The 15,733-nt window shown below is 57.1% G+C and carries 15 protein-coding genes, 1 tRNA gene and 1 pseudogene; 5 read left to right on the top strand and 12 right to left on the bottom strand.

All coding sequences use genetic code 11. The annotated features are described in order from the left end of the window. Positions 1 to 30: 30 nt before the first annotated feature. The 3 genes from ACR0JA_RS04390 to ACR0JA_RS04380 form a co-directional block, all read right to left on the bottom strand. Positions 31 to 1,227, bottom strand: coding sequence for a UbiH/UbiF family hydroxylase (locus ACR0JA_RS04390; RefSeq protein ID WP_480570487.1), 1,197 nt, complete (start codon positions 1,225 to 1,227; stop codon positions 31 to 33). Between the two features lie 73 nt (positions 1,228 to 1,300). Beyond that, a complete protein-coding gene (locus tag ACR0JA_RS04385; RefSeq protein WP_480570485.1) occupies positions 1,301 to 1,549 on the bottom strand; it encodes a hypothetical protein in 249 nt (82 codons plus the stop codon). An 86-nt stretch (positions 1,550 to 1,635) separates the two neighbouring features. Next, positions 1,636 to 2,280: a pyrimidine 5'-nucleotidase gene (locus ACR0JA_RS04380; RefSeq protein ID WP_480571148.1), complete on the bottom strand. Its 645-nt coding sequence runs from the start codon at positions 2,278 to 2,280 to the stop codon at positions 1,636 to 1,638. A gap of 102 nt (positions 2,281 to 2,382) precedes the next feature. Between ACR0JA_RS04380 and ACR0JA_RS04375 the strand changes: the two genes are divergently transcribed. Next, positions 2,383 to 3,030, top strand: a complete 648-nt coding sequence (locus ACR0JA_RS04375; protein WP_480570482.1) for a GntR family transcriptional regulator — start codon at positions 2,383 to 2,385, stop codon at positions 3,028 to 3,030. Positions 3,031 to 3,036: 6 nt separating this feature from the next. Here ACR0JA_RS04375 and ACR0JA_RS04370 read toward each other — a convergent pair whose 3' ends face one another. Together ACR0JA_RS04370 and carA are read right to left on the bottom strand one after the other, a co-directional pair. Beyond that, on the bottom strand, positions 3,037 to 4,908 hold the full coding sequence (locus ACR0JA_RS04370; protein ID WP_480570479.1) for a glycosyltransferase family 2 protein: 1,872 nt from the start codon (positions 4,906 to 4,908) through the stop codon (positions 3,037 to 3,039). Positions 4,909 to 4,988: 80 nt separating this feature from the next. Further along, positions 4,989 to 6,155 (bottom strand): glutamine-hydrolyzing carbamoyl-phosphate synthase small subunit, encoded by a 1,167-nt coding sequence (gene carA / locus ACR0JA_RS04365; RefSeq protein ID WP_480570476.1) that lies wholly within the window; start codon positions 6,153 to 6,155, stop codon positions 4,989 to 4,991. Between the two features lie 184 nt (positions 6,156 to 6,339). On the opposite strand from carA, the gene ACR0JA_RS04360 reads away from it, so the two are divergent. Next, positions 6,340 to 6,822: a GatB/YqeY domain-containing protein gene (locus ACR0JA_RS04360; protein WP_480570473.1), complete on the top strand. Its 483-nt coding sequence runs from the start codon at positions 6,340 to 6,342 to the stop codon at positions 6,820 to 6,822. A gap of 2 nt (positions 6,823 to 6,824) precedes the next feature. Here ACR0JA_RS04360 and ACR0JA_RS04355 read toward each other — a convergent pair whose 3' ends face one another. The 3 genes from ACR0JA_RS04355 to ctaD all read right to left on the bottom strand — a co-directional run bounded on the left by ACR0JA_RS04355 (position 6,825) and on the right by ctaD (position 9,769). Further along, positions 6,825 to 7,313 carry a DUF2244 domain-containing protein gene (locus ACR0JA_RS04355; RefSeq protein ID WP_480570470.1) on the bottom strand — a complete coding sequence of 163 codons (489 nt, stop codon included), beginning with the start codon at positions 7,311 to 7,313 and terminating at the stop codon, positions 6,825 to 6,827. Between the two features lie 42 nt (positions 7,314 to 7,355). Further along, on the bottom strand, positions 7,356 to 7,955 hold the full coding sequence (locus ACR0JA_RS04350; RefSeq protein WP_480570467.1) for a DsbA family protein: 600 nt from the start codon (positions 7,953 to 7,955) through the stop codon (positions 7,356 to 7,358). Positions 7,956 to 8,110: 155 nt separating this feature from the next. Then, positions 8,111 to 9,769, bottom strand: a complete 1,659-nt coding sequence (gene ctaD, locus ACR0JA_RS04345) for a cytochrome c oxidase subunit I (RefSeq protein ID WP_480570464.1) — start codon at positions 9,767 to 9,769, stop codon at positions 8,111 to 8,113. 290 nt (positions 9,770 to 10,059) lie between these two features. Between ctaD and ACR0JA_RS04340 the strand changes: the two genes are divergently transcribed. After that, complete coding sequence (locus ACR0JA_RS04340; protein WP_480570461.1) at positions 10,060 to 10,479, top strand: HIT family protein; 420 nt, start codon at positions 10,060 to 10,062, stop codon at positions 10,477 to 10,479. A 497-nt stretch (positions 10,480 to 10,976) separates the two neighbouring features. On the opposite strand, the gene lipB is transcribed toward ACR0JA_RS04340, so the two are convergent. Together lipB and ACR0JA_RS04330 are read right to left on the bottom strand one after the other, a co-directional pair. Then, complete coding sequence (lipB, locus tag ACR0JA_RS04335) at positions 10,977 to 11,636, bottom strand: lipoyl(octanoyl) transferase LipB (protein ID WP_480570458.1); 660 nt, start codon at positions 11,634 to 11,636, stop codon at positions 10,977 to 10,979. A gap of 39 nt (positions 11,637 to 11,675) precedes the next feature. Beyond that, positions 11,676 to 12,335 (bottom strand): DsbA family oxidoreductase, encoded by a 660-nt coding sequence (locus ACR0JA_RS04330; protein ID WP_480570455.1) that lies wholly within the window; start codon positions 12,333 to 12,335, stop codon positions 11,676 to 11,678. Positions 12,336 to 12,475: 140 nt separating this feature from the next. On the opposite strand from ACR0JA_RS04330, the gene ACR0JA_RS04325 reads away from it, so the two are divergent. Beyond that, positions 12,476 to 12,562 (top strand) — tRNA-Leu (locus ACR0JA_RS04325). A 550-nt stretch (positions 12,563 to 13,112) separates the two neighbouring features. On the opposite strand, the pseudogene ACR0JA_RS04320 reads toward ACR0JA_RS04325, so the two are convergent. Beyond that, a pseudogene (locus ACR0JA_RS04320) lies at positions 13,113 to 13,622 on the bottom strand (recombinase family protein); the annotation flags it as partial. 451 nt (positions 13,623 to 14,073) lie between these two features. After that, positions 14,074 to 14,862 carry a hypothetical protein gene (locus ACR0JA_RS04315; protein ID WP_480570452.1) on the bottom strand — a complete coding sequence of 263 codons (789 nt, stop codon included), beginning with the start codon at positions 14,860 to 14,862 and terminating at the stop codon, positions 14,074 to 14,076. Between the two features lie 542 nt (positions 14,863 to 15,404). On the opposite strand from ACR0JA_RS04315, the gene ACR0JA_RS04310 reads away from it, so the two are divergent. Beyond that, a complete protein-coding gene (locus ACR0JA_RS04310) occupies positions 15,405 to 15,722 on the top strand; it encodes a hypothetical protein (RefSeq protein ID WP_480570448.1) in 318 nt (105 codons plus the stop codon). Positions 15,723 to 15,733 lie beyond the last annotated feature (11 nt).

Here is a 15,733-nt window from a genome sequence, read left to right as displayed (position 1 = left end):
CAGGTGGCGGGCGGAAGCCCGCTCAACGGTCTATCGCACGCCAAGACCCATCTGCATCAACGTCTTGCGCACGGGCGGCATAGAATAGAGCGCGTTCAGCCCCATCGCCCGCGCATCCCGCAAAGGCCGCGCTTCGATCATTGAGGCGCGGTTCAGCAGATCGATCCCTTTGACCCTTAGCGCGATGTCGGTGTGGCGGGCCTTGTGATAGGCATCCAGCATCTGCATCTCGCCCAAACCATCAGGTTTTGCCTGCGCCAAGTCCAACAGGCAGCGCAGATCGCCAAGCGACATGTTCAACCCCTGCGCCCCGATCGGGGGCACCACATGAGCAGCCTCTGCCATCAGTGCGATACGTTCTCCTGACAACCGCTCGGCGGATTGGGTTATGATCGGCCAGATCGTCCGGCGTGAAGCGAGTTTTAGCGGCCCAAAAAGCCCGCAGGACCGTTCGGTCATTGCGTCCTCGAACGCCGTCGCGTCGAGGTTCAACAGTTCAACCGCCCGCGGGCCGCGTTCCATCCAGACAATGGCTGACGAGGGCTGCCCCTGCCAATCAGGCAGCGGAACCAGCGTGAAGGGGCCCCCGGACCGGTGGATCTCGGTCGAGACGTTGTCGTGGGCGATCGGGTGCGTAACCGCGAAAGCAAGCGCCTTTTGACCATACCGGATGGTGTGGGCGGCGATCCCGGCGGCTTCGCGCATCGGGGATGCGCGGCCGTCCGCAGCGATCACCAGCTTGCAACGGACCCGGCTGCCATCGCTCAACCCAACGCGCGCCTCGGCGGTCCGGGTGAACAGGCTGACCGTGCCGACACCGGGTCGAAAGTCGACGCTAGGCAACTCCGCAAGGCGGGCGACCATTTCCCGTCTCAGCAACCAGTTCGGCAGGTTCCAACCAAATGGCTGGTCCGAGATATCGGCGGCATTGAAATCGCGCACGACACGCGGCTCTGGTACATCTCCGCCAGCGTCGACGATGCGCATGATCTGAAGCGGTGCAGCGTCAGACTCAAGCCGTTGCCAAAGACCGCATTGATCAAGCAATGCGCGGGCCGGTTGCAGAAACGCGGTGGTGCGCATGTCCGACCCGTCAACGTCTCGCTCTGTCACCGGAGGCGTCGGGTCGACGCAGATCACATCATAACCTGCAGCACCGAAGGCCGCGGCGGCGGTCAGCCCCGCGATACCACCGCCGGACACAAGGATATCACAACTGTCGGTCATGGCGCTTTTCTCCGTCTTACGCAGACCCTAGTTTGCTTTTGCCGCATCCGCCAAGTGACATCCTGTCCCGTTTTCAGCCGCGCGAAATCAGGATGAGGATCAGGAACATCACCGGCACCATGGCCAGCGCTGGCAGGTATAGCCCGGGCAGACCAAAAAGCAGCGCTGAACAACCCCACATGCTAAAAATAGCCGCGGCTGTATAGCCCAGATCTTCGGGTTCGCCGTCCGCCACATCCCGTGCCATCCAACCAAAGAGGGGGACTGCAAAAACAAGGCGCTGCCAGATGGGCAGACGCCTGGGTATTTCGATCGTGGCCATGATGCCTCCGGCTCTGTTCGTCGCTAACGGGCATATAGGGTTGATGCTGCGCATGCAGAATGTGCGGATCGTCGCAGTGTGACAGCCTACCGCAGCTGAGCCAAAAAGGCGGTTAGATCGTCTGTGTGATGGTGGATGTGATCGGCGCTGTGCGGGTCGGGTGCGACGTGAACCGTGCGCATCCCCATCTGATGCGGGGCTGCCAGATTGCGAGGGTCATCCTCGAACATGGCGGCTTTTTCTGCCTCGATACCATCTTGCGCAAAGATAGTCTCAAAGGCCGCCCGTTCGGGCTTGGGTCGGTACCCCGCATGCTCCACACCGTAGATCGCGTCAAACAGCCCGGTCAGACCGCGCGCCGCCAGAACACGTTCTGCATACGGGGCCGAGCCGTTGGTGTAGACGATGCGCCGTCCGGGCAGGGCACGGATGTGATCGGCCAGTTCCGCGTCGGGCTCCATATGGCTCATGTCGACCTGATGCACCGCATGCAGATAGGGGTCGGGGTCCAGATCATGCTCGGCCATCAACCCGGCCAGAGTGGTTCCGTATTCCCGCCAATAGTGCGAGCGTAGCCTGTCCGCCTCGGACCGTTCCACGCCGATTGCCTGCACCACATAGTCCGTCATCAGAACTTCGATCTGATCGAACAATTGCATGTGTGGCGGATAAAGTGTGTTGTCCAGATCGAACACCCATTGGGTGACATGTGCAAAAGCCGGTTTAACCATGATCCCGGGTGTAAGCCGCGCGCGCGAGGTTTTCAACGGTCGCACTTGATTGCGGTCCGTTTCGGCGGATAGACATGTCCGAACGAGGAGTAAACACATCCCATGCCCCAATCCAGACAGTCCCACACGGATGCCTATAGCCTGATACTCGAAGCCATCGACGTGGGGGTGTACAAACCCGGTGATCGTCTCGTCGAAAGCGAGCTGGCCGAGCGGTTCGGCGTTTCACGCACGCCTATTCGCGAAGCGCTGCAACGACTCGAGACCCAATCGCTGCTGGAACGGGACGGTCGGTCGCTGATCGTGGCGTCGCTGGATCACAACCAGATGGCCGAGCTGTATGTGGTGCGACGCGAGTTGGAGGGGTTGGCCGCGCGACTGGCCGCACGCCACGCAACACCCGAAGAAATCAAGGTGCTGCAAGAGATGGTTGCCGCTGATGACGCGTTGGTGAATGACCCGACCGCTTTGTCGCGCGCGAACCGTCGCTTTCACGAACAGATTCATCTGGCCTCTCACAACCGTTACCTGGTGCAGCAATTGGATCTGGTTCATCGCACCATGGCATTGATGGCAACGACCTCGCTTGCGGTGCAAGGGCGCGGCGAGATTGCCCAAAGCGAGCACAAAGGGATTGTCGAGGCTATCGCGGCGCGCGATGAGGACGCAGCCGACAAAGCCCTGAAAGAGCACATTTCGGTCGCATTCATGACGCGGCTGAAGCAGGACGCTGTTCAGCGCGAAAAGTAGGCCGGATCAGACCGCCAGATCTTCCTCTTCAGCATGTCCATGCTGGGTTTTGTCCCAGTAGAACGGGGCCACCAAGAGCTCCCATAATGCCTTGTAGGCTGCCAGCACGCCAAGCGGGAAATACAGAGCCATGGTCGGCGTCCAGGGGATCAGGAAACGCCTGTTCCCTGCGGCAACGCCAAGCGAGCCTACCAGAATATTCGCGATCTCGGCCGCGATGAAAAGATAAAGGCAAGGCGTCAGAATGCTGTCAGCGACCTCGCCATCGAATGGATGAGGCAGGCCAAACGTGGCCAGCCAGAAGGTCCAAAGCACCGGGGCCAACAGGAATTGCCCAAGTGTGCCCAGAAAAAATGCCTGCACACCCAGAAACCGTTTGATCCCAAGTTGTTGCAACAAGCGCAGCGGGGTGCGCATATGCACGAGATAGGTCACCATAAACCCTTTGAGCCAGCGCGAGCGTTGCTTCACCCACGGCCAGGCGCGAAAGTTGGCCTCTTCATAAGTGGTGGTGTTCACGATGTCGGTGCGGTAACCCGCCCGACACAACCGCACGCCCAGATCGGCGTCCTCGGTCACGTTATGCGCATCCCATCCGCCCAGTTCCAACAACTTGTCGCGCCGGAAAAAGAAAGTCGTGCCCCCTAGGGGCACAACCAGGCCCAACCGTGCAATCCCGGGCAGGATCACGCGAAACCAACCGCTATATTCGATCGTAAAACAGCGCGACCGCCAGTTGGTGCGCGGATTATAGTAGTCCAGTACACCCTGAAGGCAGACGACCTCCTCCGGTACCTGCTCGAATTTTTGCGCGACAGTTTCAAGCTGATCGGGAACCGGCGCGTCTTCGGCATCCCAGACCCCAACGATTTCACCCCGGCAGAAATCCAGCGCATAGTTCATGGCACGAGGTTTGGTGGTCAGGGTGCCGCGTTCAGGCACCTCGATTGCGCGTATCCAGCTGGGAAGGTCTACCCGCGCCAGCGCCTTGCGCGTGACATCGTCGCTCTCTTCCAGCACCAAAATGACATCGAGCAGAGCTTTGGGATAGCTCAACCGCCGCAACCGCGTGATCAGCGCGTCAGCAATTTCGCGCTCCTTGTAGAGCGGCACCATGATCGAGATACAGGGCAGGCGGGTCGGTCGGTCGTCGCGTTCGGTGGTGCCCGACCTCCAGTTAAGCAGTGTCACGGCCGAGCCAAAGACGCGAAAAACCATGAAAAGCGAGAGTGTCACGACAGCAGCCCAGAACAGGACGGCCAGCCCGATCTTTGGCGCCGTGGCGGCAGCGGCGCACAGGGCCAGCACAACCGAGGCCGCCCGTAGCTGCGATCCTGCCCTCCAGTTGCGGCAACTTTGCAAGGGCTCGACGCGTGTTTCTGCGGATTTTGCAAGTTGTCCAGAATGACATCGGGCAATCGCAGCGTCGATCTGTTCAGTTCCAGCCAGAACCGGCACCACGGTCAGGCCGCAATCACGCAGGGCTTTGGAAACGTTGGAAAACTCATCCGGTCGCGCGGTCGCCACCAACAGCAATGGCCCCATCCGTAGCCAGGGCACCACGTTGTGTTCCAACCAGAAGCTCACTGGTTTCAACTCGCACAGTTCGGGGGTCGGAGGGGCCTTTTCAAGATCGGCAATTTGCCAACCACTCTGATCGGACAGAGCCGCCAGTACGTCCTGACGGCTAGCCCATCCTTCGGCCACTAGTATTTCCCCGAGCGGCGCTTTCTGCTGGGCCTGCATCTGTAATGCCCGCACCAGCTGTCGCCGCGTGATGATCCCCCGATCAACCAGACAGGCCCCCAAAGGTTTGCGCGACTGCGGCCCAGGAACCGGCTTAGCCGATTTCAGCCGCTGCAAATTCAGATCAACCATACGCAAACCCTGCCAGTACCAACGTTCGGCAGGTTTGCTGAAACAGGGTTAACGGTCGGTTAATAGGGATGAATCTGCGGTTATACCTGTGCTTTTCGTTCCGCCATCGCGGCCGAGAACCGTTCGAACAGATAAAAGCTGTCCTGCGGGCCGGGCGAGGCTTCGGGGTGGTATTGCACCGAATAAACCGGGCGATCCACCATCCGAATGCCGCAGTTCGATCCGTCAAACAGCGACTTGTGGGTCTCGACGACGCCCTCGGGCAGGGATTGCGCGTCAACAGCGAAACCGTGGTTCATCGAAGTGATTTCGACCTTGCCGGTCTCGAGGTCTTTGACCGGGTGGTTTGCGCCGTGGTGACCGTGGTTCATCTTGACCGTTTGCCCGCCCAGCGCCAGCGCCAGCATCTGGTGTCCAAGGCAGATGCCGAACACGGGCAGATTGGTCTTGTCCAGAACCTCTTTGATCATCGGCACGGCATATTCACCGGTTGCTGCCGGATCGCCCGGGCCGTTCGATAGGAAGACACCATCGGGCTCATGCGCCAGAACCTCGGCGGCGGTTGCGGTCGCAGGCAGAACGGTCACGTCGCAGCCAGCCGAGGCCAAGCAGCGCAGGATATTGCGTTTGGCGCCGAAATCCAAAGCAACGACCTTGTGTACTGGGTCATTCTGGCGGGCATAACCATCCGGCCACGCCCACCGCATTTCGTCCCAGCGATAGCTTTGGGCACAGGTCACGTCCTTGGCCAGATCCATGCCTTCCAGACCTGCAAAGCCACGCGCGGCAGCGACCAGCGCCTCAATGTCGAAATTGCCTTCCGGGTCGTGCGCCAGTGCCACGTGCGGGGCTCCTTGCTGGCGGATGGCCCGGGTCAGGCGACGGGTGTCGATGCCACCGATGGCGATGCGGCCGCGCCGCTCCAGCCAGGTTTTCAGTTCTTCGGCCGAGCGCCAGTTCGATGGTTCGGTCGGATTCCATTTGACCACCATGCCAGCGGCTACCGGGTCGCCGGTTTCATCATCTTCCGGGTTCACCCCGACATTGCCGATATGCGGAAAGGTGAACGTCACAATCTGACCGGCATAAGAGGGGTCGGTCATGATTTCCTGATAACCGGTCATGGCGGTGTTGAAGCAAAGCTCGGCCACGGTCTGACCGGTTGCGCCAAAACCCATACCGTAGAACAGGGTTCCGTCGGCCAAAGCCAGACATGCGGTGGGCTTGGACGGGGCGTTCTGGGCCATGACGACGACTCTCCTGCAAGGTAAATCGGCGCATACCTAAGGGGGTTGCGCGGCCGGGTCAAGTCTGTTCAAATTTTGGGCTATCTAGCAAAATCAATGGTTTAGATGTGATTGCAGGCAGTTGTGTCCCCCTTTTTGTTTCGATATTGTCAAGGTTCCTTTGCCATGGGGATGGATAGAACAAATGGATATGCGATCACGGGTGACCACCGCCCTGAAGCAAGCAATGAAAGACAAACAGGCTGAACGCCTGTCGACCCTGCGTCTGATCAATGCCGCCATCAAGGACCGCGATATCGCGACGCGCGGTGGCGACAGTGATGAGGCCAAGGGCTGTGGGGACTCGGATGTCCTTGAAATTCTTGGAAAAATGACTAAGCAGCGCAAGGAAAGTGCCCGCGCATATGAAGAAGGTGGCCGCCTTGACCTGGCCGAGCGCGAGCTGCGAGAGGTCGAGGTCATCGAGGAGTTTCTGCCCAAGCAACTGGACGATGACGAGGTCTCCAAAGCGATCCAGACCGCGATCACGGCCACCGGAGCGGGTTCGATCCGCGATATGGGCAAGGTCATGGGCGAGTTGAAAACACGGTACACCGGCCAGATGGATTTCGGCAAGGTTGGACCGATGGTCAAAGATCACCTCTGCGCCTCGACGAACGGCTGCTAGGTTCAGGCTGCGGGTGCGCGCAGCCTTTCCACCAAATCGTCATACAGGGCAATGCGTTCCTCTTCTGACAGGAACGCGCCGATTTCGACCTGCCGTCCGTCACCGATCAGCGTGATATAGTGGGGCACTGGGCCGCCGTGCACATGCAGTTCGGGTCGGGCCCAGTAACGGTTGCAAGTCCACTCCAGGTCGCCCCTGCGCGGATCACGGTGAACCAGGTGCGCCTGCGTCGCGCTGAGCGTCAAAACCTCGGACGCGCTGCGATCGCGATAGTTCCTCTCGAACGCCAGCCAGAGGCCAAGAACGGTCAACAGCAGGAACGGCAGCAACCCCCACAACAAAACCGAACCCAAAACCGCAATCAGCGGAATCAGACCAAACAGGAATACCGCAAGAACTACACCCATCGCCCCGCGCGGGGGCAATGAGTTGTGGGGCCAAAGGCGTAATTGCTGATCCCCATCCGGGGTCCGGGTCCATTCATATGGCATGGCAGGAACCTAGCTTGAGCGTTGCCAAAGTCGAAGTGCAAATCAGACGACGTGTCCGACCCGCGCCCAGGACAGCGCGTCATCCAGCCTGTCATCGCCCCAAAAGACCTCTCCGCGCACAACAAAGCTTGGTGCGCCAAAAACGCCAAGACCTGTCGCTGTCTCGGTTTCGGTCTCTAGCGCTGCGACCGTGTCGGGACTGCGCGCGCGGGCAATGATCAGGCGCGGGTCTTGCTGGCAGCGGTGCAGCGCCTCGGAAATGGCGGAGTCACTCCCGGCCTCGATGCCGTCTTCGAACCAAACACGATAAAGCGACTGCACATAGTTTTTGCCCCAACCTTCGCCCATGCCCAGTACTGCCACCTGATTGGCTAGCGCCAGATCAGAAATCGGATAGGGCGCAGGCAGGCTGGCATGGATATGATACTTGGCAGCGCGACGTTCGATATCGCGCCACATATAGGCAGACTTTGTCGGCTTTCCCGCGAATGGAACATTTTGCTGAACCGCCATCACTGTACGCACGTTGAAAGGCCGCCAGCGTACGGTCGCATCGTGTTCGTTGCTCCAGTCGTCCAGCCGCATGATCGTCAGGAAGCTGTAGGTGCTGCCGATGGAAAACCAAAAGTCGATTTCGGGCATCTGGAACCTCCGATCTGACGGATAAGTCGTGCCAACCAGAATAGCCTATTTTTGTCGTTCTGGCGACTTGCTGGAGAGTTTTGGTGCGCCAGGCAGCACTTAGAACGAAAAAACCCCGCCGTTTCGGGCGGGGTTTTCTTGGGTTTCCGACAGGATCAGTGCGCGTGGCCCTTATCCCAGTCTTCCTGCTTGGGCAGCTGCTCGAACGTGTGTTCGGGCGGCGGCGAGGGCAGGGTCCATTCCAGAGTATCCGCGTATTCGTTCCAGTAGTTGTTCTGGGTGATCTTAGCGCCACGGAACAGCGCGTAGAACACGATGCCGAAGAACAGCAGGAACGAAGCGAAGGACACGAACGCGCCAATCGACGAGACAAAGTTCCACTGGGCGAATGCCTCAGGGTAGTCAATATAGCGGCGCGGCATGCCCTGACGGCCCAGGAAGTGCTGTGGGAAGAAGGTCAGGTTGGCGCCGATGAAGAACAGCCAGAAGTGAACCTTGCCCCAGAACTCGGAATACTGACGGCCCGTCATCTTGCCGAAGTAGAAGTAGACCCCGGCAAAGATCGCAAAGACCGCACCCAAGCTCATCACGTAGTGGAAATGCGCGACGACGTAGTAGGTGTCGTGATAGGCACGGTCTACGCCCGCTTGCGACAGAACCACCCCGGTCACACCGCCGACGGTGAACAGGAACAGGAAGCCGAATGCGAACAGCATCGGTGTCTTGAACTCGATCGAGCCACCCCACATGGTCGCGATCCACGAGAAGACCTTAACGCCGGTCGGAACCGCGATAACCATCGTGGCCAGCATGAAGTAGGCCTGCTGACGCAGCGACATGCCAACGGTGTACATGTGGTGCGCCCACACGACAAAGCCCAGAACACCAATCGCGATGATCGCCCAGACCATCGGCAGGTAACCGAAGATCGGCTTGCGCGCGAAGGTCGCGATCACGTGGCTGATGATGCCGAAACCGGGCAGGATCACGATGTACACTTCCGGGTGGCCGAAGAACCACAGAATGTGCTGATACAGGATCGGGTCACCGCCACCGGCCGGGTCAAAGAAGGTGAAGCCAAAGTTCCGGTCCATCAGCAACATAGTGATCGCGCCCGCCAGAACCGGCAGCGACAACAGAATCAGCCACGAGGTGACGAAGATCGACCAGCTGAACAGTGGCACCTTGAACAGAGTCATGCCCGGCGCACGCATGTTCAGGAAGGTGGTGATCATGTTGATCGCGCCGAGGATCGAGGAGGCGCCCGATACGTGTACGGCAAAGATCGCAAGGTCCATCGACATGCCGCCCTCGGTCGTCGACAGCGGCGGGTAGAGAACCCAACCAACGCCCGAACCCAACTGGTCGTTGCCACCGGGGCTGAGCAGCGAGGCGACGCCCAGCGAGGTGCCGGCAACATAAAGCCACAGGGACAAGTTGTTCATCCGCGGGAACGCCATATCTGGCGCGCCGATCTGCAACGGCATGAAATAGTTGCCAAATCCACCGAACAGGGCAGGGATGACAACGAAGAACATCATCAGAACACCGTGATAGGTGATCATAACGTTCCACAGGTGCCCGTTGGGCGTACACGGATCGGCCATAAAGCCTTCGAGGCACATGTACTGAACACCGGGGTGCATCAGTTCGAGCCGCATATAGACGGTCATCGCGACCGAGATAAACCCGGCGATGGCCGAGAAGATCAGGTAAAGAATCCCGATGTCCTTGTGGTTGGTCGACATGAACCAGCGGGTAAAGAACCCACGCTGGTCTTCATGATCGTGACCATGAATGGCTGCGTCTGCCATTTAGGTGCCTCCTGTTGCAACTGCACCGCGCAGCCAGACCTCTCCGGCGCGCGGGATTCCTGCTGGTTTTAGAATGCGAGGGGGCGACCTTCAATGGTCGAGTTTGATATGGATCAAGAATAATTGTCGCGGGCAGATTCAGCTGCGCGCGGTTTTTGAGTTCGATCGCAGCTTATCTGGTCGTTATGGTCGCAATTTCAAGAGCGTTACTGCGGCCGATTTCGCGGCTTGACCCTAACCGGGCCCGCCCGCACAAACAAAGCACAGCGCCAACTCGCCGGAGACCTGACATGACCGCTTACGACCCCGACAATATCTTTGCCAAGATCCTGCGCGGCGAAATCCCCGCAACACGCGTTTATGAGGACGACGAGACGCTGGCTTTCATGGACATCATGCCGCGTGCGGACGGGCATCTGCTGGTGATCCCGAAAACACCCTGCCGGAATGTGCTGGACGCCGCGCCCGAGCAACTGGCGGCGGTGATCGCAACGGTACAGAAACTGGCGCGCGCGGCCAAATCGGCGTTTGACGCCGAGGGCGTGACGATCCAGCAATTCAATGAGGCCGCAGGCGGGCAGGAGGTCTTTCACCTGCATTTCCACGTTCTGCCCCGGCACGAGGGTGTCCCGCTGCGCCCGCCCGGTCAGATGGGCGATTTCGATCTGATCGCACAGCACGCCGAGAAAATTCGCGCCTCATTGGGGTGATGTCGCTGCGACCTGCTGGGCGGACGCGCCGAGGGGTTGTTGACGCTGCTCGAAGCTGATCGACCGCGCCGCCCATAATTTCAAAGGTCTGTCGGACACAAAATGTGTTTGGCGCTGGAAACTGCGTGGGCTCAAGCAGGTTCAATCAACCTTCGTGGCGGCGATGCCGTAGGTTGACGTGCGGTTGCGATGAAACTCTGCGTGAGTTCCAAGAGAATTGCCGTTCCGATATGGGGTCGGAACGGCAGACTCGTAACCAAACACTAGTCGGTTTTCGCAGGCAAACCCTTGATCACCGGTTAACACACCACTCACTCTTGAACGGCGATTACATACTATGTGGTTCAATGTGGTTTGTATTGGGCAGGCGTAAAGAATCCCTGAATTTTAAGCGTTTTTAGGTTAACGCAGCGGCAACTTCGGTGCGATTGGAAACAGAGCCCCCGTGATCAGCGGATTGTCGTCGCCAAAAAGGCCGTCGAGCGATTCGCGAGCCTTCAGCGCTGGGTTGAGTCAGCAAAGACCTGTTCAAATGTCCGGTGCAGGGCTACGTCCACATCCGACAGCGATACCGGCAGTCCGAGATCGACCAGAGACGTCACGCCATGTTCCTGTATCCCACAAGGAACGATGCCTGAGAAATGGCTGAGATCCGGTTCGACATTGATCGAAATACCATGAAAGCTGACCCATTTCCGCAGGCGGATGCCGATCGCGGCGATCTTGTCCTCGGCCGGGCTGCCAGCGGCGGTCAGAGGTTTGTCGCCGCGTTGAACCCAGACCCCGACGCGGCCATCGCGGATTTCGCCTTTGACGTTGAATTCGCCCAACGCAGCGATCACCCATGTTTCGAGTTGATTGACAAAGCGCCGCACATCATGTCCGCGCTTGCCCACATCCAGCATGACATAGACGACTCGTTGGCCAGGCCCGTGATAGGTATATTGGCCGCCGCGCTTGCTTTCGTAGACAGGAAACCGATCCGGGTCGGTCAAATCCTCGATCCGCGCCGAAGTCCCCGCCGTATAAAGCGGAGGATGCTCAAGCAGCCAGATGCATTCTTCGGCCTCGCCGGCTGCAATCGCTGTAACCCGCGTCTCCATAAAGGCGACGGCCTCATTGTAGTCGGTCAGCCCGTCTGTCGTCTTCCATTCCATGACACGTCCTTAGACGGATTGAGGTGCGGGGGAAAGGGATCAGGCGGCTTCGGTCAGGCACCGTTGCAGCACCTGCGCATAGGTATCGGTGCCTTGCGCGCCCGTCAGCAGGTATTTGCCGCCAAACACCATCGAGGGCACGCCCGAGATCCCCCGGCTCGTCCAGAACTGCTGTTTCTGACGCACCTGCTCCACACGCTCACCCGACGCCAGGATCTGGCGTGCGGTCTGCGGATCCAAGCCAGCATCCTCGGCTGTGCGGATTAGCACCTCGACGTCCGATACGTCCCGTTGTCGGGTGAAATAAGCCTCGAACAATGCCAGTTTGAAGGGATGTTGCCGCCCCTGCGTCTCGGCCCAGTCCAACAACTGATGCGCCGCAAAGGTGTTATAGATTCGGCTGCTGTCGTCGAAGTTGAACGTGAAACCAAGCTCGTGCCCCAAGGCCGTGAGCCGGTCACGAGCCTGCTGACTTTGTTCTGTGGTCGAGCCGTATTTTTCCGCGATATGTTCGCGCAGGTTCTGGCCATCCGGCCCCATAGCAGGGTTCAATTCAAATGGATGCCACCTGAGCTGCGCCAGAACGCCCTGCTGCTGCAATGCAATATCCAACTGGCGAAATCCCACGATGCACCAGGGGCAGACCACATCGGATACAATATCGATTTGAACAATCGGGCGGGAGTCGGGTGATGACATGAGAGCTCCGCATTAGGATATTTCAGGGCTTTGCGCGCAAGATATGACTGGGCCGCGCGAATTCAATCGACCGACATAATTTGCCTCTTCACATCCCCATGATCAACGTCTATACGCGCCTCTACCAAGTCATTGGCAGTGCGGTCGTGGCGGAATTGGTAGACGCGCAGCGTTGAGGTCGCTGTGGGGTAACACCCGTGGAAGTTCGAGTCTTCTCGACCGCACCATTTCACATTTTGATGTGAAATCCGCTAGAAACTCAAAGATTACAGATGTTTGTGGAGTTCGATAACCGTTTTGGCGGTCGTATGCCAATGGGGCCTTGAAGGCTGCATTGAGGATGGTTTTCTTCACGAGGAGTGATCCATTTTCATAGATACTCCAAGGGCTTGAGAGGAAGTCTCGCAAGAGTTCGATAATTTCGCTGAGGCTGCGTGCGGGTTTCGTAGTGTGGGATAGCTTATCCGTCAGCAGCAGCTTGTCCTCTTCCAGCTTGGCGATTTTGCTTTCAAGCGCCGCCATGACTTTTGGATTCGACGTCTCAATCATGCGCTCAACAAGTGCGTCTTGTTGTTTGTCCAACTCTTTGTGCTGACGTTTGATTTCGGCCTTTGCTTGCTTGGCCTGATCTCCGCGCTGATCCCATGCGTCTTTCAACATCGACATTGCGATATCGAGCATGTTCTTGCTCGGGGCCAGAGAGCGCAGGATGGCCTCAAAGCCTGTATCGATTTTCTCGGCACGAATGCCTTTGCGGTACTCAGAACAGCCTTTCGTCTGGCAATTGTAGTAGGGGTAACGTCTACCTGTGGCGCTCCGCGCGTGGTACGCGGTCATGGGTTTGTCGCAGCACGCGCAATTCACCGCACCACGCAGTGGAAAGTCTTCGTTGATGTCAGGACGCTTGGCCGCAATACCTCTGCCACTGCGTCGCTCTTGGATTGTCTCAAATGTTTCCAACGAGATCAGAGCTTCATGATGACCTTTGCGACAGGTGATGCCCCACGGCTCATGCTCAACATAGCCCGCGTAGATCACGCGGTTCAGCATGTCCGTCACTTTCTGCTGGCGGATTTTTCCATCCGGTAAGTCTTTGGGAAAGTCAGGCTGGGCCTCTAGAAAGCGCCGAACGTCAGCCTGTGCCGAGAACCGACCAGAGGCATAGCCTTCCAATGCTTCCTTGATGATGGTGGCGATGGGTTCAACACGGGTCAGCAGTTTGCCGTGTGAGCCTGTCTTCTTGTACGCGTAACCGATAGGGGCGGCGAACACGGAATAGCCGTTCATCATTCGCCCTTTCATCCGGTTGGAGGTTTGTTCCGCGTTCTTTTCGCGCTGATGCTGAGCCACAGACGCCAGCATGTGTTCGACAAACCGGAATGTTTCATGGATTCCGTCCTTACACGGATTGGTTATCGTAAGCGTGCGAAAACTCGACAGCCCATCTTGAAATCGCTGTCTTTACCTTCTTTCACTCGTTGGAATGGCCATTCGCTACCATGAAGAGAGTGACTTTTAGAGAGTCGGGAAATTGTTCGCCCAAAATTCAAGCCATATATTTCTTAATAGCATTTTCCAGCCGCTTGAATTCTATTGCGACGCGTTGGGGCGTTTCATCAATGCTTACATCTCTACAGTTCTGGGTGCAGTCGCCATCGTCGTCTAGCTCACAAACTTGGATAAAACCAGTCCTGTGAGGATGCAATTTGTAACACGTTTGCGCCATATCAAGTCTCCTTTATCTAAAATTCACTGCTTCGCCGACAAGACGTGCGTCGTGCACGGCTTGAGCTTCCCTAACCAAGTTTTGACGGTCTTTCGCTAGAGGGCCAAATGTTACAAGAACTGAGTGGGCCGTCGCTCTTCCAGTGTTAAAGAGTCCGCCAGCATTGCTTGGGCTGCGTTGTATGAATAACCAGTTGGGCGTTAAACTACCTCTGTTGGTTATTTCGAATTTCACTTCATAAGTGAACGAGTCTTTCGCGCTTAGTAGCGGAAAGTTATTGTTATCTGCCAGATTTATTCGAGTTATTATCCACGGCCTTATGCCGAGATCATTTCCAAATGGGGCTATGCCCCGTTCAGGAATATCGGAGCATTTCTTTATCTGATTTAAACGTTTTACTGTATTGAAATAGGAATCCTGTTCTGTTCGTGTAGCTTTGGCGGATGCCGAGAGTAGTCCTCCTACCGTAGCCACCGAGTTTCCGGGGTTCAGTGTCGAGACTGGTGCTGTGGGATTGAGGGCCGTTACGGATAGATTGGCATTTGTGTCAGTAATAACCTTGAGTGTCAGCGTATAGCGAACACCCCATTCTTGAAAGAAAGTGAGCGGCTGCCCTCTCAGTTTTGAGATTGCGTTTGCTTGCGAAACGGCTTCATGAATTGAAGATACAACTTCGCATCGGATTTTTTTGTGGACATCCTCTACGAAGAGTGAGTCATCTCCATTTTGAGTAAGCTGAGGCACGCTGGTTCCGCATTGTGGCAAGCAAAGGAGAGCCAATGAAATTACAATTTTTTTCATTGAATGTTCTTTCTAATGACATGAGAGACGTGGGCTAAATTCTATATTCCTTAGATTAAAGCATAGAGATAGTTGGTTTATCTGATCGGTAAAAACACGAATTCTGAAATGTTAAGCGATAGCTTAGCAAAAGTGCGTTGCTTTTTCAATCTGAGCCGACCAGTCTACCAGTAGGCCCCTATGTGACGCCATTTGGCGGACTTAGCAGTGATTTACTTGGGGCTACCGCCCCCGGCGCGGATCAAAGGTTGGGTCCTCGCCATACTCGCTTCATGTGCATTGCAGCTCCGCGTGGCTCTGGTCCCGTGTGGCAAGCACACGCCCTTGATCCTTGCACCCCCGTTCCTTGGCGGAGGCCAGACGGTTGCATGCGCAACACGTCAGGATAAAGAGAGAAACAAAACTGCTGAAACAAGCCGTACCTCAGAATTACGTCCGCAAGACGCGTCCAGAAATGAATTTTAGAAACGTCGTGTATCAATTCTGTGGATAACTTACCGATATCTCGGATGTGCATCAGCCTGATTTGATAGCATCCCACCATGAAAGTCCTAGATGAATGGCAGTTATTTATCCAAACTCAGAATGACGGTGATCTGAGTGAATCATGCAACTGCAAGGATGTTTCATTTGATGAGGGTTATGCCTACCTAGAGCGGTTCTTAGACGAACATTTCATAGGCGAACGATTGCCCGATGAAAAGCCAATCACACGTACTCCAGAGCGCTGCAATGCCATGGATTTTCATTTGATCCCTTCTGATGAGCGGAGTTTCACGCCGCCCAGATGGAAGCCATCTCAAACTAAGGAGATCACCCTCAGCCGTGTGCGAGCCGGAGAGCGTATCACCAAAAACTAGCGTTTGGCGGG

It is taken from the genome of Ruegeria sp. AM4 (assembly GCF_056540665.1).
This window is presented reverse-complemented; position numbering and strand designations above follow the sequence as displayed.